Below are 19,996 nucleotides of genomic sequence, written 5' to 3'. Positions count from 1 at the left end.
GGGAAGCGCACGAGATGAAATACCCATTGCGTCCTTTGGTCTTCTGGCCAACTTTTCTGATTCTGTTGGCGGCGGTAATCGCCAGCTACGTCGACCTCACCGCATTCCTTGCCGTGAGCAAACAGCTCAACACCGTGATCCTGCAAAACTTCTCCTGGCTGTTCAGTGCCGGCTCTTTCGCCATGGTGGTGCTCACGGCCATTGTGTATTTTTCGCCCCTGGGCAACCTGCGTATCGGCGGGGAGGGTGCTACGCCGCTGTTGAGCAAATGGCGCTGGTTCATGGTCGCGCTGTGTACCACCCTGGCGGTGGGCGTGCTGTTCTGGACCACGGCCGAGCCGCTCTACCACCTGTACTCGCCACCCTCCAGCCTGCCGATCGAGGCGGGCAGCGCGGCGGCCAAGAGCTTTGCCCTGTCGACGATGTTCCTGCACTGGACCCTCACGCCCTACGCGATTTACCTGGTGCCCTCCCTGGTCTTTGCCCTAGTGTTCTACAACCTGCGCAGCAACTTCTCGATTGGCGCCATGTTGCAACCCTTGCTCGGCGCCCAGCGGGTCAAGCGGTATGCCGGGTTGATCGACACCCTGGCGATGTTCGCCCTGGTGGCGGGCATGGCGTCGTCCCTGGGCACCGGCGCACTGACCCTGTCCGGTGGCCTGAGCCAGTACATTGGCGGCGAGACCACGCCCTTGCGCCTGGCCCTGATCATCGCGGTGATCGTGTTCACCTTTGTCGCCTCGGCCGCCAGTGGCTTGCAGCGCGGCATCGTCATGCTGTCGTCGTTCAACACCTGGATCATGTTGGCCCTGGGCGCGTTTGTATGGTTGTGCGGGCCAACCCTGTACATCTTCAGCCTGGGCGTCGAGTCCCTGGGGGTCTACCTCGACACCTTCTTCAGCCGCAGCCTCTCCACCGGCGCCGCCAGTGGCGACAGCTGGCCGCAGAGCTGGACGGTGTTCTACTGGTCGGTATGGTTCGCCTGGGCGCCGGTGAGTGCGTTGTTCCTCGGCAAGATCGGCCGGGGCTACCGGGTGCGCGAATTTATCCAGATCAACATGCTGTACCCGGCGCTGTTTACCGCGTTGTGGATTTGCATCTTCTCCGGCAGCAGCCTGTATTTCGATGCCCTCGGCGATGGCAGTTTGAACCGCGTGCTCAACGAGCAAGGCGTGGAGCATGTGCTGTACCAGATGTTCCAGCAGTTGCCGGCCAGCGGCCTGATGATCGCGTTTTTGTTGTTTGTCGCGTTTATCTCGTTCGTCACCGCCGCCGACTCCAGTACCGACGTGATCGCCAACCTGTGCAGCAAGGGCGTCACCGCCGATTCGGACCTGGATGGCAACCCGCTGCTGAAGATTGTCTGGGGCGTGATCATCGGCACGGTGTCCTGGGTCATGGTGGCCTTTGTCGGCATCGACGGGGTGAAGATGCTCTCCAACCTCGGCGGCCTGCCGGGAATGATTCTGGTGCTGCTGGCCAGCACATCGTTGCTCTACTGGTTGAAAAACCCCGCGCTGCTGGACGTCAAGATCCCTGCGGTGCATGTCGAAACTGGCCTGCGTGGTGCCAGCCCGGTGACGGATTTTGCCCGCTGACCTGCCTCTTTGTTGTTGGAGTTACCCATGGAAATCGTCACCGAATTTGCCTACAAGGTTCGCGAGATCGAGCACTGCCTGATCCCCATGAGCGATGGCACACAACTGGCAGCGCGTATCTGGCTGCCTGACACCGCCGGCGCGCAGGCCTTCCCGGCGATCCTCGAATACCTGCCCTATCGCAAGCGTGATGGCACGGCGGTGCGCGATGCCCTGACCCACGCATGGATGGCGGGGCAGGGCTATGCCTGCGTGCGGGTCGATATGCGCGGCAATGGCGAATCCCAAGGCTTGATGGCCGATGAGTACCTGTTGCAGGAGCAGGATGACGCCCTCGAAGTGATCGACTGGCTGTGCCAGCAGCCCTGGTGCGACGGCAATGTGGGGATGATGGGCATCTCCTGGGGCGGCTTCAACAGCCTGCAAGTCGCCGCGCGCCAGCCCGAAGCATTGAAGGCGATCATCACCCTGTGCTCCACCGATGACCGCTTTGCCGATGACATCCATTACAAGGGCGGCAACCTGCTGCTGGAGAACTTCGGCTGGGCCGCGACCATGCTCAACTTCAGCGCGGCAGTGCCCGACCCGCTGCTGGTTGGCGATGCCTGGAAAACCCTGTGGCAGCAACGCCTCGACGCCATGCCGCTGCTGGCCGAGACCTGGCTGCAACACCAGACCCGCGATGCCTACTGGCGTCACGGCTCGGTCTGCGAGGACTACTCGGCGATCAAGGCGGCGGTGTACGCCGTCGGCGGTTGGGGCGATGCCTACAAGAATGCGGTGCCACGCCTGATGGAAAACCTGCCGGGGCCGAAAAAAGCCGTGATCGGCCCGTGGATTCACAAGTACCCGCATTTCGCCGTGCCCAACCCGGCCATTGGCTTCCTGCAGGAGGCCAAACGCTGGTGGGACCACTGGCTTAAAGGTATCGACAATCGGGTGATGGACGACGCGGCCTGCACCTTTTACCTACAGGATGTGTTGGCGCCCAAGGGCAGTTATGCCGAACGCCCAGGCATCTGGGTGCAGACCTCGGGCTGGCCCGATCCCCAGGTGCAATGGACCGACTACAGCCTGACCGACCATGGCCTGCGCCCGGGCCAGCAGGCGCTGGGCGGCCCGCGCAGTATCTGTTCGCCACTGACCACCGGCCTGCACCAGGGCGAGTACTGCGCCATCTGGTTTGGCCCCGACGGCCCGACCGATCAGCGCCGCGACGATGCGCAGTCTTTGTGCTTCGACTCTCAGCCACTGGCCGAACCCCTGGCGCTGCTGGGGGATGTGCGCTTGCAACTGCGCCTGGCCAGCGATACCTCTTGCGGGCAACTGGTGGCGCGCCTGAATGCGGTGGCGCCCGACGGGCAAGTCACGCAGATCACCTACGGCGTACTCAACCTTGCCTTACGTGAAGACTTCTCCCGTCTGACACCACCTGTGCCAGGCGAACCGCTGGATGTGCAACTGAGCCTGGATCATGTCGGCACGCGGGTGCCGGCCGGCTACCGCCTGCGGCTGGCCCTGAGCACCGCGAGCTTCCCGCTACTGTGGCCCAGCCGCGAACTGACCACCCTGACCGTGCTGCCCGCCGTGCAACGTGTGCAATTGCCGATTTTCAGCGGCGCGGCCGTGCCATGCCCGTTCGAGGCCCCGCAAGCGGCTACCCCGGCGGCGCTGGAGGTGCTGCGGGCGGCTGCGCCGAAACGTACCTTGATCGAGGACGTAGGCAGTGGCGAAGTGTGCGTAAACGTCGAGGACGACCTGGGCGCCGTGCGCTTCACCGACCATGGCCTGGCGGTGGACCAGCGGTGCACCGAGCAATATCGCACCATGCCCTGGGACCCGTTGTCGGCCCAGGCCGATATCCACTGGCAGTACCGTGTCGAGCGCGCGCAGTGGTCGGTGGCGGTCGACAGCCACTTGCAGGTGCACGCCGACGCCCAGTGGTTCTACATCGAGGCGCACCAGCAGGCGTGGGAAAACGGGGTGCAGGTGCATCAGCGAAGCTGGAGCAGACGGGTCGCGCGGGTCGCGTTGTGAGCGGGCAAGTGGCAGGATGCTTGCTCATCTGATCAGCCACGGATCCCTGCATGTCGCGCCGAAACGTCGACCTTCCACCGCTCAATTGTTTGCAGACGTTTGAGGCCGCCGCCCGGCATTTGAGCTTTACCCAGGCGGCCCACGAACTGAACCTGACCCAAAGCGCAGTGAGCCGGCAGATCAAGCGCCTGGAGGAAGACCTGGCGCGACCGCTGTTTTATCGGTTGGCGTTGGGGCTGAGTCTGACCCCGGCCGGCGTGCGTTACTTTCGCACCATCCAGCGCCTGCTGCGCGAGCTTGATCGCGAATCGGCGGAGCTGCGTCGACGCGGTGCCGATCGCCAGCTGACCCTGGCCAGCACGCCGACCATCAGTTCCATCTGGCTCGCCGCGCTGCTGCCGGCCTTCCAGGATGAGCACCCGGAGCTGGATATCCGCATCCTGTGCAGTGAAAGCCCGAGCCACCTGGATGTCAGCGAATATGACCTGGGCCTGTTCTATCACCTCGACGAACTGCCAGCGCCCCTTGGCCTGGAACTGACCCCGGTGTTTGCCAGTGAGCAGGTCATCGCCGTATGCAGCCCCGGCTACATCGAGCGCCATGGCGCGATCCGCGACGCCGAGCACCTGCTGCGCAGCCATACCCTGTTGATCGTAGAAGACCACTATCACGACTGGTTGACCTGGACCGACTGGTTCGCCGACATCGGTGCGCAGTACCACACGCCTCGTCACGCCTTGCGCACCAACAGCTATCAGTTGCTGATGCAGTCGGCAGTGATGGGGCATGGCGTAGCCCTGGGCTGGAAGTGCCTGCTTGAAGGCGAGCTGGCTGCCGGACGCCTGCAATTGGCCTTGCCCCATCACATGCACAGTCGTGGCCGCCTGCAACTGATGCAACCGCAGCATCGCAACCCACCCTCGGCGGCGCGCAGTTTTCAGCAATGGTTGCTGACGGCATCCGATACAACGCCGCAGGGGCTTTTCTGTGGGAGCGGGCTTGCCCGCGATGATCGTTAACGATGACGCGGTGAGGCGTTCTTGCTGACGTCAGCGCGAGCAAGCCCGCTCCCACAGGCATTATTCAGGGGGCGTTGCGGCTATGCCGATAATCACTCACCGCCTCATACACCGCCTTGCGCAGCCGATTGATCCCCCCAATCGGCCGGTGTTCCTCCACGCCAAACCATGGGTTGAACGACTGGTTGTCACAGGCCAGGTTCAAGGCCTGTGTATCGAAGTCCTGCGCCGGAATGCGAATTTTCGCCACGTTCTCGTAGGGCGCGTCGCTTTCCTTCCATTCGATGCTGGTGTCTTCGATGGGCATGTATTTCTGCGGGTTCTGGCGCTGGATCTGCAACACAAAACAAGCGTCGATGCGGTCGGTGGACAACTGCTGGCTCAAGGCGCTGCGCAGGAAGTTCGGCAAGTCCTGGTTCTGCTTGGGCAGATGGTATTGCGGGCAGCTTTGCGGGTCTGGGGCGACGCGAAACTTGGCGTTGGCGCTGCCGAACTTGTAGGGCGATACCGAAAAGTACGTGGTCTCGGTCGGGCTGGCCGGTGCCGGCGCCAATGTCGCCAGGGCAATAAACAGATGGCGCACCTGCCAACTGCGCGGGTCGAGGCTGGGGAAAAATGCCATGACTTTCTTGCCATCGGCCTGGGCCCCGACGTTCTGCGCATATTCCGCCACATCGCTGACAAAGAAGTTGGGGTGGCTGAACATCACGAAGTCCTGCTCGCCGCGTGCCTGCTGGTCGGCCAGCAGTTGCTTGCCCGGCACGTCCAGCAGCTTGATCGCCATGCCGCGGGCGTCGCGGATGCTGTCGAACTGTGGATAAGCGTTGCCGTTGGACAGGCGCATCATCGCCTGCCAGGTCTTGCCCGGCTCGGCGAACACGCCCTGGCGCAGCGCCGGGTCAAGGTTTGGCAACACGCTGACTTCGGCTTTTACGCAGCCGTGGGCCTTGGCATGGGCATCGCGCAGGTAACGGGTGCCTTCGCGATGCTGGTCGACAATGCGCACCGCCGTCTGAATGATGCCTTGGGTCATGGCCGCTTCGCCGGGCGGAATCTGTTCCTCGGCCGACACCGGGCCGCTGTGGTGCCAGGCGAACCACAGGGTCGACAACAACCAGCCGAGCAGGCCCAGGCCTACCAGCCATAACAGCGTCTTGCCGAGAAACGCGCCGAGGCGCAGCCACAGTCGAGCGAGCATGGAACGGCCCTTGTATCGAAATGGGGAAGTCATGGCAGTTGTTGCTCCAGGGGGCCGCCCAGTACTTTCAGGTATTCCAGCAGCGCCCAGCGCTCCTCAGGCTCAAGGCCGCGGCCGATCACCCCATTGCCACGCTTGCCCGCGCGAAACTCGTGGCCACTGTTGTGGTTGCCAGTGATGTTGGTGTCGAACAGGAATGCATTTTTAAACGCCTCGGTGCGATAACCCAGGTGACGCGGGTTGTAGTCGAAGGTGCCTTTATAGAAGGTGCGGCTGCGCTCGTACTGGGGCGAAAGCAACTGGTAGATCGTCGGCACCGAACCGTTGTGCAGGAACGGCGGCGTGGCCCACACACCCGCCAGTGGGCGGGCCTTGTAGGCGCGCAGTTCGCGCACGCCGATGGGCAGGCCGTAGCCGTCCAGGCGCGGGCGTTCGGCCGCTGTGATGCCGGCGGCGCGGTAGGCGTGCTCTTCGACAAACGCGGTGACATAGGCCAGGCCCTTGGCCACGGACAGGCTGCGCAGGTCCAGCGGTTCGGTCGGCGTGGGGTGCAGTTCGACATTCAACTGCGCCAATTCGGCCGGGTCCCATTGCAGGGCGCTGAGGTCGTAGCGCTGGTCGGCAATGTTGCTGGCGGTGCCCGGGTCGGTGCCGATGTAGTCCACTGGCAGCATCTTCAACTGCTGCACCGGGCGCCCGTTGACTTCGCTCACGCTGGGCACATGGCAGGCCGCGCAGTTTTCCGCGAACAGCGCACGTCCTCGGGCGGCCAGGGGTTTGTCGATGGCGCCGAACAGCGCTTCAGGCCAAACCGGTGGCTTGAGCCGTTGCAGGGTTTCTTCGATCAGGTTCAGGTCACGCACGCGCACGCTGGACGGGTAGCGCGCATCGCCCTTGAGGGGCTGGCCAGCGCTGTCGAAGAACGCCAGGGTCGCGCCCACGCCCAACGCCTCGCCGATGTTGCGCGCCATGGGTTGCTGGGCCGAGCCGTTCCATTGCACCCAGTCGAAGGTCCACATGTCCCACAGCTGCGGGTAGTCCACTGGCGCGTTGGCGATACGGTAGTTGTCCGGGGAAATGGCGTCGCCAAAGCTGGCATTGGCGATGCGGCCGAAGGCGTCGGTGCGCCCCGGGCCTTCTTCGGTGGGGTAGAGGCCGCGGTGGGTATCGTTCCAGGCCACCTTGAGGAAGTTGTCCAGGGACTTTTTGAAGTCCTGGCGCAACTGATCGTACTGGGCGTCGTATTGATCCCCCAGCACGCTGTGGGCAAAGCGCCTGAACTTCAACGGGTTGTAATAGGTAGAGGCGAGGCTGGCCACCAGGGCCTGGCCAAAGCTGCCGCCGCGCAAGGTTGGCACGCTGGAGGGCAGCACATGTTGTGCAGAGCCGCCATCGATGCGCAGGGCCTGGCCATTGAAATGCAACTCGCCGGTATGGCAGGCGGCGCAGGTGATATCGAGAAATTCGTCGTTGCTGCCGGCATTCTTGTGCCGGGCGAAGCCTACGGGCAGGTTGCCGGGGTTCTGGGGTGTGGCCTGTTGTCGCGGGTCCACCAGGAAACCGAAGCGCGCGAGGTTGGCCGGCTCGGCAAAACGCTGCTCGGAAAACGGCAGCTCCAGCGCAGTGAACCAGTTATAGCGCAGGCCTTTTACCTGGGTGCCCTGGGGCGTGAAGTAGTAGGCCTGGCGGTCGGCGGCGCTCCATTGGTCCTGGTAGTGCACCTGCTGCACCGCCACGTAATCCGGGAGCCTGGGGTTGATCACGTAATAAAGGACCACCGCCAGCAGCAGTCCCATAAATGACAGGATCAGGAGTAAAACACGGGAAAAAATGCGCAAGATAACTATCCTTGTCGAGTTGTTGTGCCCTTATGCCACTGAGCGCGGTAGGCGGCAAGTAGCCATGATCCGTCTACGCAGGCGGTTTTCGCTACGCCGGCTGTCCTTCGCCGGGCTTTGGGGCAGATGAAAATGCTTTTAAACACGTGAACTTATCAGAAGTTTCCTGCTCACATGCCGGTAGCCATTGGTCGTGGCCGCCTGATAAGCTCGCGACTTTATTCGAATGCCCTTTTGGCGCATGAACAAGGAAATAGCATGAAACAGCATCGGTTGGCGGCGGCGGTGGCCCTGGTTAGCCTGGTACTTGCGGGTTGTGATTCGCAAACCAGCGTAGAGCTGAAAACCCCGGCGCAGAAAGCTTCCTACGGTATCGGCCTGAACATGGGCAAAAGCCTGGCTCAGGAAGGTATGGATGACCTGGACTCCAAGGCAGTTGCCCAAGGCATCGAAGATGCCGTCGGCAAGAAAGAACAGAAGCTGAAGGACGAAGAACTGGTCGAAGCGTTTTCCGCACTGCAAAAGCGTGCTGAAGAGCGCATGACCAAGATGAGTGAAGAGTCGGCAGCCGCCGGCAAGAAATACCTTGAGGACAACGCCAAGAAAGACGGCGTAGTCACCACCGCTTCCGGCCTGCAGTACAAGATCGTGAAGAAAGCCGAAGGCGCCCAGCCCAAGCCTACCGACGTAGTGACTGTGCACTACACCGGCAAGTTGACCAACGGCACCACCTTTGACAGCTCCGTGGATCGCGGCAGCCCGATTGACCTGCCGGTCAGCGGCGTGATCCCAGGTTGGGTCGAAGGCCTGCAACTGATGCACGTGGGCGAGAAGGTCGAGTTGTACATCCCGTCCGACCTTGCCTACGGCGCCCAGAGCCCGAGCCCGGCGATTCCAGCCAACTCCGTACTGGTCTTCGACCTGGAGCTGCTGGCAATCAAGGACCCGGCCAAGGCCGACGCTCCTGAGGCACCGGCTGCCAAGTAAGCCGCTGCTGAACACACAACGCCCCGTTTATACGGGGCGTTGTTGTTTCTGGTGTGGGAGCTGCTGACCGAGGTCGTGGAGGGGTGTGGGAAAATCAGAACGAACACCTGCGACTTAGAGCAGTCTGATGCTATACCTCGGCACGGGTAGCCGCAGATGCCCCCCAAGTCAATGAAATCTTGGGATTTTTTTATGTGCGCAAAAAACGCCCGATCTGACTGTAGGCCTTGTATTACGTGGCTTTCAGCCGCAAAAATGGGCTCTGTTCACAAGGTTATCCACAAGTTGTGTGGATAACCTTTTATCTCGCCTGGAACTGGAGTGACGATGAAAGCACCCTGGAATTTCACCCGCTTCCTGCCGTTGGCCGCACGGCTGATCGGGCGTGGACGCCTGCCGACGCTGTTGTTCGCGGTCGCTGCCAAAGGCTCCAGCCAGGGCAATCGCCTGGGCAAGCTCAAGGACGACCTCAAGCTGCTCCAGGCGCTGTGCCTGGCCTATTGGCGCGGCGAGTACCGGGCTATCAGCCCCAAGGCGCTGATCTCGGTGGTGGCGGGGCTGATGTACTTCCTCAGCCCGATTGACGCGATCCCGGACTTCCTGCCGATGTTCGGCATGCTCGATGACATCGCGGTACTGGCCTGGGTCATGAAGAGCCTGGACGGTGAGTTGAGTGCCTTCCGCGCCTGGCGTGACCGCCAGCGCCCGGAGAAGTTGGTGGTGGTTGAACGCCTGCCCGCCACGCCGCAACTACTGGAGCAGGAAAACCCGAAAAAAAACTGAACACGCGGATTATCCCCCTGCGCTCTTTGTGGCTGTTAGGATTACACTCCTAAGGAAAGTACTTACTTCGTAAGTGTTGTGATCCTACGGGGCAGTCATGGATATACAAATCATTTCACGGGATGGCGAACCCGAGTACGCGGTTCTGCCATGGGCTCAGTACCAGGCGCTGTTAACAGCCGCCGGCCTGCAGCAACCAGTCACTCCTGCTGCACAGATCCCTCCCGTCGCTACCGAGCAGGATCTACGCCCCCTGGCGCAATTGCGCAGCCTGCGCGAAGCCAAGGGCCTGGCGATCGAGACATTGGCCCGCACCGTCGGCATCAGCCCGTCCTACCTGGGGTTGATTGAAAGTGGCGAGCGCCAGCCGGATGCCGCGATCCGTCGCAGCCTGGCCTGGGAATTGGGGATTGCCGGTTGGAGGGATGAAATGTGAGTGTGCGCATCAGCCGTCAACATTGGGATGGGTTGCTCAATGAGCTCGACCAGGCCCGTCGCCAGCGACATTTATTGACCTACCGTGCGTTGCTCGAGCGTCTGCAGTTCCCGACGCCGGCGATGCAAACCCTGACCGCCGCGTTGGAACACCTGGCGGCCCTGGATGCCAAGGCGGATCAGCCACTGCGCAGCTCCCTGGTAATCAGCCAGGGCGCGAGCCGCTTGCCGCGCACCGGTTTTTTTGAATGTGTCGAACGCCTCGGGCGCTTTTGCGGACCGTCCGATGGCGTTGCTGCAGCATCGTGGCATGCCTCGGAAGTGGTCCGTGTGTTCGAGTACGAATATCCTGAGTCAGCGGAGGCCTGAGTGTTCTGGAAGCTCAAAGCGTATGCCAGTTATTGGCTGGCACGCAGATTGTTTCATTGGTCATGGTTTGTGCGTCAGCCCCGCGGCTGGCACTGGCTGGAGGGTCAGTTTGCACGCATGGCCAACCTGGGCAATGTCGAGGCCCAAAGTTTCTATGGGCATATCCTGACCTTTCGCGGCCTGGGCATTGGCGCGCGGGAGGAGGGCGTGCGCTTGCTGCGCCTGGCGGGTCAGGCGGGGGATGGCAAGGCGGCCTATCAAGTGGGCGTGCTGAGCCTGGCAGGCAGCCTGGGCAAGGCTCCGGACCCTGTAGAAGCGGCACGCTGGTGGACCATCGCCGCCAAGGCTGGGCATCCGCTGGCGCAGATACGCCTGGAGCAGTTGTAAGGACCGGCTTGTCGGCCTTACAGGATTTCGCGGCTATCGATGAGGTGGATGCTGTAGCCGGCCACGTCCTTGGCGTGATGCTTGGCCTGGGAGGCCAGTTCCGCCAACTGGCTGGCATCCAGGTGCCCACAGCTCAATGGATGCAGATGCACCACGCCGATGGACAGCGACAGCAAGGCAAACTCCTGGCGCACCCCCTGACGATTCAGGGCGATAAAACAGCCCGCATCCAAGTGTTCACTGCGGTAGAAGCGCCGGCACTGGGTCTGGAAATCATCCACCAATTGGTTGAGACGCTTGCGCCAGTCCTGGGCGCCCAGCACCAGTAAAAAATCATCGCCGCCAATATGCCCGACAAAATCACGGCTGGGGTCTACCCGGTCGTTCAAGCATTGCGCCAGGCACAGCAATACTTCATCGCCACGGCCATAGCCGTAGATATCGTTGAATGGCTTGAAGCTGTCGATATCCACATAGCAAATCACCGATTCGCGCTGCTGCTGCAACAGCCGTGTCAGGCACTGCTGGATCGGCACATTGCCTGGCAGCAGGGTCAGCGGGTTGGCGTAGCGCGCCTGTTGGATTTTCAGTTCGGTAATCAGCTTGAGCACGTCGATCACCCGGCCCAATCCCAGGTAGTTGCCATTTTGGGTGATGATGAAATCTTCTTCGATACGCTGCCGCGCGCGGCTGGTCAGCAGGCGGCTGACCTGTTGCAACGACTGGCTCAATTCCACGGCCAGGAAGTCATCGCTCATCAGGCGGCTGATAGGCTTGCGCGCAAACAGATCGGTGGCAAACGGCTTGAGCAGGACGTCGGACAACGAGTGCCGATGCACGATACCAATCGGCTGGCCGCGCCCATCCAGGACCGCCAGGGAGTTGAGATTGGCCTGGCTGCGAAACGCTTCCAGCACTTTGGCCGTGGCGGTGTCCTGGGCCACGGCCGGTTGTTCGTTGAGCAGGGCGCTGAGGTCACTGGCGTCCTCGTTGAGCGAAACGCTGGTGCTGTCGGGCTTGGCCAGCATCAACCGGGCTTCGGTCGGTGGGTGCTCCTGGGGACGGCACAGCAGGTAGCCCTGGATCAGGTCCACGCCCATTTCCGTGAGCACCGCCAACTCTTCCGGCAGCTCGATGCCTTCGGCAATCACCTGGGCGCGCGAAGCCCTGGCGATCTGCAGGATCGAACCGACAAACTCGCGCTTGAGCGCATCCTGGTGAATGCCATCGATAAAATGCCGGTCGATCTTCACGTAGTCCGGGCGCAATTCTGACCACAGGCGCAAGCTGGAATAACCGGCGCCCAAGTCATCCAGGGCAATCGAAAAACCCATGTCACGGTAATGGTGCAGGGCGGTTTGCAACAGCTGGAAGTCGTCGGTCGGCGCTTGCTCCGTGAGCTCGATCACGATCTGGCTGGGCGCAATCCCGTACTCGCGCAGCATATGCAGGGTGCGCCCCGGTTGGTGGGTGGTTTCCAGCAGGGACTCGGGCGAGACGTTGAGAAACAGCTTGCCCGGCAGCTTCTGCTCGCTGAAGCGCCTACAGGCACTTTGTCGGCAGGCCATCTCCAGCTCATTCAGGCGCCCGGCCTGGCGCGCCACGCCAAACAAGGCGAGGGGCGAGTGCAGCGGGCTGTTGGAGGGGCCGCGACTGAGAGCTTCATAGCCGAGGATGCGACGTTCGCAGAGGCTGACGATGGGTTGGAACAGGCTGTGCAAACTGCCCTGGGCCAGGATGGAGGCCAGGGCATTCAGCTGTTCGGTCATGGTCATGATGATCTCGGTCGAAAAAAAGGACCGGGTGCCTGGGGCGCCCGGTCCTTCATTTCACGACAGAATGATGTCTGTTTGATGACGCTCAGTGGAGCGACAACATTAAATCGCCATCATTTACTGCTTGGCCACCGTCTTACTGATTTTCAGGTAGTCCAGCAGAATCCGCCCGGTTTCGCTCAGGTAGGCATCATCTTCCGGCTTGGTCTTTTCAGGTTCGGTCGGCAGTGCATCTTCGTCTTCTTTCTTCAGCTCCTTGAGCGGGTCTTCACCCTTGGCCTTGCGGCGGATGTTTTCCAGGGCAAGTTGCTGGTTCTCGATATCGGTGTGCTGCGCGCGGCGGTCCACTTCATTGAGGCTGACGGTCTTCTCGGCCATCAGCTTCTTGGCCAGGGCCAGCTTGTCGCGGATAAACACGAACTCGGCGTCCTTGGCGGAGCGCAGGTCATGTTCGGCCTTGAGCTGGGCCAGGTAGGGCTTGAACGGGTCCGATGCAGGCTTGATGGCCGGGCGGATGGTGTCCCACGGCATGGCTTCTGGCAGGGCGCTTTCGCCGATTTCCTTGGTGTCGATGAGCGACGGGAAATCGATGTCCGGGAGTACGCCCTGGTGCTGGGTGCTCTGCCCGGAAACCCGGTAGAACTTGGCCAGGGTCAGCTTCAGCTCGCCATGGTTGAGTGGCTGGATCGTCTGCACCGTGCCTTTGCCGAAGGTCTGGCCACCGATGATCAACGCGCGGTGGTAGTCCTGCATCGCACCGGCAAAAATCTCCGAGGCCGAAGCCGAGAGACGGTTGACCAGCAATGCCATCGGGCCTTTGTAGAAGGCGCCCGGGTTTTCGTCTTCCAGCACATCCACGCGGCCGTCAGCGTTGCGCACCAACACGGTCGGGCCCTTGTCGATAAACAGGCTGGTCAGCTCGGTGGCCTCCTGCAACGAGCCGCCACCGTTGTTGCGCAGGTCGATGACCACGCCGTCGACTTTCTCTTTGGTCAGCTCGGTGAGGATTTTCTTCACGTCGCGGGTGGTGCTCTTGTAGTCCGGATCGCCAGCACGGAAGGCCTTGAAGTCCAGGTAGAACGCCGGGATCTCAATGACGCCCAGCTTGTAGTCCTTGCCATCCTGCTTGAGGTTGAGGACTTTCTTCTGCACGGCCTGGTCTTCGAGCTTCACCGCTTCGCGGGTGATCGACACGATCTTGCTGGTCTGGTCGTTCGGCGCGTTGGTGTGCGGAATCACTTCCAGGCGCACCACGCTGCCCTTGGGCCCACGGATCAGCTTGACCACTTCGTCCAGGCGCCAGCCGACCACGTCGACCATCTCTTTGTCGGCCTGGGCCACGCCAATGATCTTGTCGGCCGGAGCGACCTGCTTGGTCTTGTCCGCAGGACCCGCTGGCACCAGGCGTACGATCTTGACCTGGTCGTTGTCGCTCTGCAGCACGGCACCGATCCCTTCGAGGGACAGACTCATGTTGATATCAAAATTTTCCGCGTTATCTGGCGACAGATAATTGGTGTGCGGATCGTAGGACATCGCGAAGGTGTTGATGTAGGCCTGGAAGATATCTTCGGCGCGGGTCTGTTCCAGGCGGCTCAATTGGTTCTTGTAGCGCTTGGTCAGCAGTTCCTGGATCGCCTTGGGCTCTTTGCCGGCGATCTTCAGGCGCAGGACTTCATCCTTGACGCGTTTGCGCCACAGGTCATCCAGGGCGGCGGTGCTGGTCAGCCACGGGGCCTCCTTGCGATCCACCAGCAGGGTTTCCTTCTGGGTGAAGTCGAGCTTGTCGACGCCTTTGTTCAACTCACCGAGGGCGAAGTCCAGACGCGCTTTGACACGGTCCAGGTAACGCTTGTAGATGGTGAAGCCAGGCTGCAGGTCGCCGCTCTTGAGAAAGTCGTCGAACTGGGTCTTCCATTTGTCGAACTCAGCGATATCGCTGGCCAGGAAGTAGCTGCGCGAGGGATCCAGCAGCTTGAGATAGCTGTCATAGATGATCACCGAGCGCGCATCGTCCAGCGGCGGCTTGCTGTAATGGTGGCGCTTGAGCAACTCAACGACGTTAAGGCTGGCAATCACCTCATCGCGATCAGGCTGAAGTTTGTCCCAGCTGTTGGCTGCGAACGTATTGGTCGACAGCGGCAACAGGCCGAGACCAATGAAAAGAGCGAGGGCGGTGCTGGGGAACAAATGCTTCATGCTGATTCGACGCGGGGGCAATTGATAACGCATATTAGGCCGTCTTTGAAGTCGCCGGTTCCATTTGGGCCGGTCGCATAATGCAAAAAGCCCGGCGCTACAGCAACGGGCTCAGTCCAGACTCACTATGGAGGCACTGTGAAAGCATTGCAAGGCGTTGAAGGTCATGTGGAGTGGGTTGAGACCCCAAGTCCTACGTGCGATGTAGGGCAAGTTCGCATTCGGGTGGCAGCAGCCGGCCTCAATCGAGCGGATTTATTACAGCGTGCAGGGCTCTATCCTCCACCGCCCGGGGCCAGCGAAGTGCTGGGCCTGGAGTGTTCCGGGGTGATCAGCGAAGTCGGCGCTGGCTCGTCCTGGCAAGTGGGGGATCGGGTCTGTGCGCTGTTGGCGGGCGGTGGCATGGCGCAGGAAGTGGTGGTGGACGCGCGCCACGTGCTGCCGGTGCCAGAGGGTTTGTCCCTGGCCGAAGCCGCTGCGTTGCCCGAGGTGTACAGCACTGCCTGGCTCAACCTGTTCCAACTGGCGGCGCTCAAGCCCGGGGAAAAGGTGCTGTTGCATGCGGGCGCCAGTGGCGTCGGTTCGGCAGCGATCCAGCTGTGTAAAGCCTTTGGCAGCCCGTGCTGGGTCAGCGTCGGCTCGGCGGACCGCCTGGCCTACTGCGAAGACCTCGGCGCCCAGGGCGGTGTGGTACGTACCGACGGCATCGAGAGCCTGGGGGATTTTGGCCCGTTCGACGTGATTCTCGACCCGGTGGGTGGCAACTATGCAGCCATTAACCTCAAGCTGCTGGCCCGCGACGGTCGTTGGGTATTGATCGGCTTGATGGGCGGGCGTGAAGCCCAGTTGGACCTGGCGCAGGTGCTGGCCAAGCGTGTGCAAGTGCTGGGCTCGACCTTGCGCAGCCGCGATGACCAGTTCAAGGCAGACCTTTTGAGCGACCTGGGCCAGCAGGTGTGGCCGTTGTTTGGCGAAGGGCGACTGAGCCCGCAGTTGGCCAAGACCTTCCCGATCACGGACGCGGAAGCGGCGTTTGCGCAGCTTTCGACCAACCAGATCTCCGGAAAGCTGGTGCTGGTGATCGACGAAAGCCTGGCTTGAGGCCAATCCAGGGTTGAAATGCAGCCCAAGGTGGGAGCGGGGCTTGCTTGCGATAGCGGTGTGTTAGTAACAGACCTTAACCTGATACTCCGCTATCGCAGGCAAGCCAGCTCCCACATTAGCTCCCCCATTGGACTGGGTTTCAACGCCAAAAGTGGGCCTTCAGGTCCACTGGTGGATCGGCCAGCCGGCCTGTTCGGCATGGGCGCGCAACACCGGATCGGGGTTTACCACCTGCGGGAAATCGACCTTGCTCAGCAGCGGCAGGTCATTACGCGAATCCGAGTAGAAGTACGCCCCTTCCAGGCTTTCACCTTCCTGCTCAAGCCATTGCATCAAGCGGGTGATCTTGCCTTCGCGGTACGTCAGTACACCCACGGTCTTGCCGCTGTACACCCCGTGGGCCACGTCCAGTTCAATCCCCAGTACTTCATCGATGCCAATGCGCGCCGCAATCGGCGTGACCAGGTGCGTGCCCGAGGCCGAGATCACCAGGATCCGGTCACCGTTCTGGCGGTGGCGGGCGATGGTCTTGGTCGCGTCGCTGTAGATCAGCGGCTCGATAACATCTTCCACCCACGGCTCCACCAGGTGCGCGACTTCTTCCGGAGTGCGCCCGATCATCGGTTCCAGGCTGAAGTCCATGAACTCTTCCATGGCCAACTCGCCGCGGCTGTAGGCGGACATCAGTTCGTGGTTCTTGCCCATGAACGATTCGCGGTCCACCCAGCCCAGGCGGCCCATCTGCTCGCTCCACAAGGTGGCGCAATCGCCGTGGATCAGGGTGTCGTCCAGATCAAAAATTACCAAAGCCATCAGTCATGCTTCCTTAATAAACACTGCATCCTCAGGCTACCTCACACAGCGCACTGGGATCGATGGAAAGTGCCAGGCGTTGCCCGTCTGGGTGCAGATCCTGGGCCGAGCGGTTGAGTACGTCCACCACCAATTCGATGCCCCGGGCTTCGACGCGATAGCGAATCACATTGCCCAACAGGCTGTGGCTGCGTACCAGCGCATCAAGCTCGCCGCTGTGGTTCAGTTCGATGGACTCAGGACGGATCGCAATACGGCTGCTGACCGGACGTTGCAACAGCGTGCTGGCCTGCTCGGCGTCCAGCAGGTTGTAGTTGCCGATAAAACCGGCAGCGAAGGCGTCCACGGGGGCGGTGTAGAGGGTTTCGGCGTCGCCGCTCTGCACGATCTTGCCCTGGTTCATCAGGAAGATGCGGTCGGACATGACCAGGGCTTCCTCCTGGTCATGGGTCACAAAAATCGTGGTCAGCCCCAATTCCCGCTGGATCTGGCGGATCTGTTCGCGCAGGTGTTTGCGAATCCGCGCATCCAGTGCCGACAGCGGCTCATCGAGCAGCAGCAGGCGCGGCCGGGTGACCAGGGAGCGGGCGAGGGCGACGCGCTGGCACTGGCCGCCAGACATCTGGTGCGGATAGCGCCCGGCCAGGTCCTTGAGCTCGACCAGTTGCAGCACTTCCTGGACGCGCTTGTGGCTGTCATCGGCGTTGACCTTCTGCATGCGTAGGCCGAAGGCGACGTTCTGTTCCACAGTCATGTTGGGGAACAGCGCGTAGCTCTGGAACACCATGCCGATGTGACGCTTCTGCGGGCTCAGCGGCACGATATCCTGGCCGTCCAGCAGGATCTGCCCGCTGTCCACCGGCGTCAGGCCGGCGATGCAGCGCAGCAGGGTGGACTTGCCGCAACCGGACGGGCCCAGAAGGGTGACGAATTCGCCCTTGGCGATCTGGCAATTGATATCACTGAACACCGGGGTGGCGGCGTAGCTTTTTTGCAGGTGCTGGACGCTGACGAAGCTCATTGGCTTTTGTCCTTGTTCAAGAGGTTGGCGGCCCAGGTGAGCAGCAGCACAAAAAGGAAATAGGAAATGACCACGGCGCTGGTGAAATGCCCGCTGCTGTTGCGCATGTTGTTGAGGTACACCTGCAAGGTCTCGTAGCGCGTACCGACGAGGATATTGGCGAACACAAACTCGCCGAACAGGAACGAGAACGACAGCAGCAACGCGACCATCAGGCCCTTGCGCAGGTTGGGCAGCACCACCAGGATTGCCGCCTGCCAGGTGCTGGCGCCGAGCAACTGGGCGGCGTCCATCAGGTCACGCAGGTTGATCGCCTGCAGGTTGTTGGTGATCGCGCGGTACATGAACGGCAGCGCCACGGTGAAGTAGCAGCCGATCAGGATCCACGGCGTGCCGACCATCGCCAGCGGCCCCGAGCCATACAATTGCAACAGGCCTACCGATGACACCACTGGCGGCACCGCGAAGGGCAGCAGGATCAGGATGTTCATCAGCGCATCGAGCCTGGGGAAGTGGTAATGCACCACGAACAGCAGCGGTAGGATCAGCACCACCGACAGGATCAGCGCGCCGACGCATACCAGCAGCGATTGGCCAAAGGCATGCAAAAAGCGCGGGTCGCTCCACAACTGCACATACCACTTGAAGGTAAAGCCGGCGGGCAGGATGGTGGCCGACCAACTGCTGGCGAGGGAGTACACCAGGGTGCCAATCAGCGGCAGCACGAGGATCGCGAACAGCAGGTACACCACCACGCGATGATAGAGGGCGACGGGGCTGGCTTCAGCGCGAGACATGGTAGCTCCTCTTGAGCAGCAGTTGATGGACCACGGTGACCACGGTCATCAGCGCCACCAGGATCACGGCCAGGGCGCTGGCCATGTTCGGGTCCAGGGAAATATCACCGGAAACCATCGCTGCGATGCGGATCGGCAGTACGTTGAAGTTGCCGGTGGTCAACGCATACACCGTGGCATAGGCGCCCAGGGCATTGGCCACCAGGATCACGAAGGTGCCCAGCAGCGCCGGCGTCAGCACCGGCAGGCCGATGTGCCGCCAGTACTGCCAGCCATTGGCCCCCAGCAGTGCTGCGGACTCGCGCCAGTCTTCACGCAGGGCATCGAAGGCCGGGTACAGCAGCAACACGCCCAGGGGGATCTGGAAATAGGTGTACAGGATGATCAGGCCGGTCTTGGAGTACAGGTTGAAGTCCTGAATGATCCCGGCCTGCTTGAGCATGATGGTGATGCTGCCGTTGAACCCCAGCAGGATGATGAAGGCAAAGGCCAGGGGCACACCGGAGAAGTTGCTGGTCATGTTGGCGAAGGCGGTGACGAAGTTGCGCAGCGGCGAATCCACCTTGCGCAACGAGTAGCTGCCCAGCACGGCGATGATGATGCCGAAGACGCTGGAATAGAAACTCAGCTCCAGGCTGTACTGGATTGCCTGCAGGTAGAACTTCGAACTGAAGATCTTGCTGAAGTTGGCCAGGCCCCAGCCGAACTCTTCCGATTGCAGGCTGTTGACCATCACCCAGAACAGCGGCGCGATCTGGAACACGATAAAAAACAGGGCGAAAGGCACCAGGCACAAGGCGGCCAGCCATTTACCACGGATCACTGAACTCACTTCAACAGCTCCTGGCAGACAGGTTTGTCGTGGGCAACGCCAAGCAGGGCGCAGACGGTGCCGCAGATATCGGTTTGCCTAGGCTGGGCCTCGGGCTCGAGGCTGAAGGCATCCCCGAAAACGAACAGCGGTACTTCGCGCTCCTCCGGCAGCAGGCCGTTGTGGGAGCGGTCGTTGTTCATGCCGTGGTCGGCGGTGACCAGCACCTGGTAGCCGGTGTCGAGCCAGCCTTGCAGATAGTCGGCGAGGATAATGTCCGCCGAGCGGGCGCTGTTACGGTATTGCGCGGTGTCGAGGCCGTACTTGTGGCCGGCGTCGTCGATATTCATCGGGTGTACCAGCAAAAAGTTCGGCGCGTGCTTGAGGCGCAGGCTTTCGGCATCGGCAAACAGGTGGGCGTCGGGGTAATGATCGCTCCAGTAGAAGTGCCCGTGCTGGATCGCCAGTGCCGGGTCGTCGGTATGCCGGTCGCGGGCGGCGATGAACGGCGAGCGGTTGTACAGCTCGCTGACCCAATGGTAGGCCGCCGCCGCGGTGGTCAAGCCAGCGTCGGTGGCGTAATGGAAAATGCTGCGCTGGTTGGACAGGCGCGAGACATGGTTGTGCACGATACCGCTGTCGATCGGCGGCACGCCAGTGAGGATGCATTCGTACAGCGGGCGCGAGAGGGCGGGCAATTCGCATTCCAGCTTGTACAGCGCCGCGCGCCCGGCGCCGACGTAGGCCTGGAGATGCCCCATGGCATGCCGGGCAACCTCGTAGTTGAGGCCGTCGAGCACCACAAGGATGACGTTGTGCTTCATA

General features: G+C 61.7%; 18 protein-coding genes. 9 read left to right on the top strand and 9 right to left on the bottom strand.

Going from position 1 to position 19,996, the window contains the following annotated elements:
* The first annotated feature begins 14 nt into the window (after nucleotides 1-14).
* The 3 genes from ACSSVH_RS17545 to ACSSVH_RS17535 are packed head-to-tail and all read left to right on the top strand — an operon-like array spanning nucleotide 15 to nucleotide 4,654.
* Entirely contained in the window at nucleotides 15-1,598 is a 1,584-nt protein-coding gene (locus ACSSVH_RS17545; RefSeq protein ID WP_492633549.1) for a BCCT family transporter, read from the top strand.
* A 27-nt stretch (nucleotides 1,599-1,625) separates the two neighbouring features.
* Nucleotides 1,626-3,635, top strand: coding sequence for a CocE/NonD family hydrolase (locus tag ACSSVH_RS17540; protein ID WP_492633548.1), 2,010 nt, complete (start codon nucleotides 1,626-1,628; stop codon nucleotides 3,633-3,635).
* Nucleotides 3,636-3,685: 50 nt separating this feature from the next.
* Nucleotides 3,686-4,654 carry a LysR substrate-binding domain-containing protein gene (locus ACSSVH_RS17535; RefSeq protein WP_169957204.1) on the top strand — a complete coding sequence of 323 codons (969 nt, stop codon included), beginning with the start codon at nucleotides 3,686-3,688 and terminating at the stop codon, nucleotides 4,652-4,654.
* Between the two features lie 64 nt (nucleotides 4,655-4,718).
* Here the strand turns inward: ACSSVH_RS17535 and ACSSVH_RS17530 are convergent, their stop codons facing one another.
* On the bottom strand, nucleotides 4,719-5,852 hold the full coding sequence (locus ACSSVH_RS17530; RefSeq protein ID WP_492633547.1) for a catalase family protein: 1,134 nt from the start codon (nucleotides 5,850-5,852) through the stop codon (nucleotides 4,719-4,721).
* A gap of 29 nt (nucleotides 5,853-5,881) precedes the next feature.
* The gene (locus ACSSVH_RS17525; RefSeq protein ID WP_492633546.1) at nucleotides 5,882-7,690 is read right to left on the bottom strand and encodes a di-heme-cytochrome C peroxidase; all 1,809 of its coding nucleotides are present in this window, start codon (nucleotides 7,688-7,690) and stop codon (nucleotides 5,882-5,884) included.
* A gap of 258 nt (nucleotides 7,691-7,948) precedes the next feature.
* Between ACSSVH_RS17525 and bamJ the strand changes: the two genes are divergently transcribed.
* From bamJ to ACSSVH_RS17500, 5 genes are all read left to right on the top strand, one after another.
* Nucleotides 7,949-8,677: a BamJ family beta-barrel-assembly machinery protein gene (gene bamJ / locus ACSSVH_RS17520; protein ID WP_029292800.1), complete on the top strand. Its 729-nt coding sequence runs from the start codon at nucleotides 7,949-7,951 to the stop codon at nucleotides 8,675-8,677.
* Nucleotides 8,678-9,004: 327 nt separating this feature from the next.
* Nucleotides 9,005-9,460, top strand: coding sequence for a YkvA family protein (locus tag ACSSVH_RS17515; RefSeq protein WP_169957200.1), 456 nt, complete (start codon nucleotides 9,005-9,007; stop codon nucleotides 9,458-9,460).
* Nucleotides 9,461-9,557: 97 nt separating this feature from the next.
* Nucleotides 9,558-9,896: a helix-turn-helix domain-containing protein gene (locus ACSSVH_RS17510; protein ID WP_169957198.1), complete on the top strand. Its 339-nt coding sequence runs from the start codon at nucleotides 9,558-9,560 to the stop codon at nucleotides 9,894-9,896.
* Nucleotides 9,893-10,264 (top strand): hypothetical protein, encoded by a 372-nt coding sequence (locus ACSSVH_RS17505; RefSeq protein ID WP_057440671.1) that lies wholly within the window; start codon nucleotides 9,893-9,895, stop codon nucleotides 10,262-10,264. The genes ACSSVH_RS17510 and ACSSVH_RS17505 overlap by 4 nt, the downstream gene beginning before the upstream one ends.
* Nucleotides 10,265-10,651, top strand: coding sequence for an SEL1-like repeat protein (locus ACSSVH_RS17500; RefSeq protein WP_169957197.1), 387 nt, complete (start codon nucleotides 10,265-10,267; stop codon nucleotides 10,649-10,651).
* Between the two features lie 17 nt (nucleotides 10,652-10,668).
* Here the strand turns inward: ACSSVH_RS17500 and ACSSVH_RS17495 are convergent, their stop codons facing one another.
* The gene (locus ACSSVH_RS17495) at nucleotides 10,669-12,426 is read right to left on the bottom strand and encodes a bifunctional diguanylate cyclase/phosphodiesterase (protein WP_169957195.1); all 1,758 of its coding nucleotides are present in this window, start codon (nucleotides 12,424-12,426) and stop codon (nucleotides 10,669-10,671) included.
* A gap of 117 nt (nucleotides 12,427-12,543) precedes the next feature.
* Nucleotides 12,544-14,625 carry a carboxy terminal-processing peptidase gene (locus tag ACSSVH_RS17490; protein ID WP_432754432.1) on the bottom strand — a complete coding sequence of 694 codons (2,082 nt, stop codon included), beginning with the start codon at nucleotides 14,623-14,625 and terminating at the stop codon, nucleotides 12,544-12,546.
* 138 nt (nucleotides 14,626-14,763) lie between these two features.
* Between ACSSVH_RS17490 and ACSSVH_RS17485 the strand changes: the two genes are divergently transcribed.
* Nucleotides 14,764-15,726 carry a zinc-binding dehydrogenase gene (locus ACSSVH_RS17485; RefSeq protein ID WP_170057010.1) on the top strand — a complete coding sequence of 321 codons (963 nt, stop codon included), beginning with the start codon at nucleotides 14,764-14,766 and terminating at the stop codon, nucleotides 15,724-15,726.
* A gap of 162 nt (nucleotides 15,727-15,888) precedes the next feature.
* Here ACSSVH_RS17485 and ACSSVH_RS17480 read toward each other — a convergent pair whose 3' ends face one another.
* From ACSSVH_RS17480 to ACSSVH_RS17460, 5 genes are read right to left on the bottom strand one after another with little or no spacing between them, the layout of a single operon-like run.
* Entirely contained in the window at nucleotides 15,889-16,542 is a 654-nt protein-coding gene (locus ACSSVH_RS17480; RefSeq protein ID WP_169952853.1) for an HAD family hydrolase, read from the bottom strand.
* A 31-nt stretch (nucleotides 16,543-16,573) separates the two neighbouring features.
* Nucleotides 16,574-17,563 carry an ABC transporter ATP-binding protein gene (locus ACSSVH_RS17475; protein ID WP_169952851.1) on the bottom strand — a complete coding sequence of 330 codons (990 nt, stop codon included), beginning with the start codon at nucleotides 17,561-17,563 and terminating at the stop codon, nucleotides 16,574-16,576.
* Nucleotides 17,560-18,360, bottom strand: a complete 801-nt coding sequence (locus ACSSVH_RS17470; RefSeq protein ID WP_029292823.1) for an ABC transporter permease — start codon at nucleotides 18,358-18,360, stop codon at nucleotides 17,560-17,562. Before ACSSVH_RS17470 ends, ACSSVH_RS17475 begins: the two co-directional genes overlap by 4 nt.
* A complete protein-coding gene (locus ACSSVH_RS17465; protein ID WP_057959030.1) occupies nucleotides 18,347-19,192 on the bottom strand; it encodes an ABC transporter permease in 846 nt (281 codons plus the stop codon). The genes ACSSVH_RS17470 and ACSSVH_RS17465 overlap by 14 nt, the downstream gene beginning before the upstream one ends.
* Nucleotides 19,189-19,995, bottom strand: a complete 807-nt coding sequence (locus ACSSVH_RS17460) for an alkaline phosphatase family protein (RefSeq protein ID WP_492633545.1) — start codon at nucleotides 19,993-19,995, stop codon at nucleotides 19,189-19,191. The genes ACSSVH_RS17465 and ACSSVH_RS17460 overlap by 4 nt, the downstream gene beginning before the upstream one ends.
* Nucleotide 19,996 lies beyond the last annotated feature (1 nt).

Source organism: Pseudomonas sp. HC1(2025) (assembly GCF_058742075.1).
This window is presented reverse-complemented; position numbering and strand designations above follow the sequence as displayed.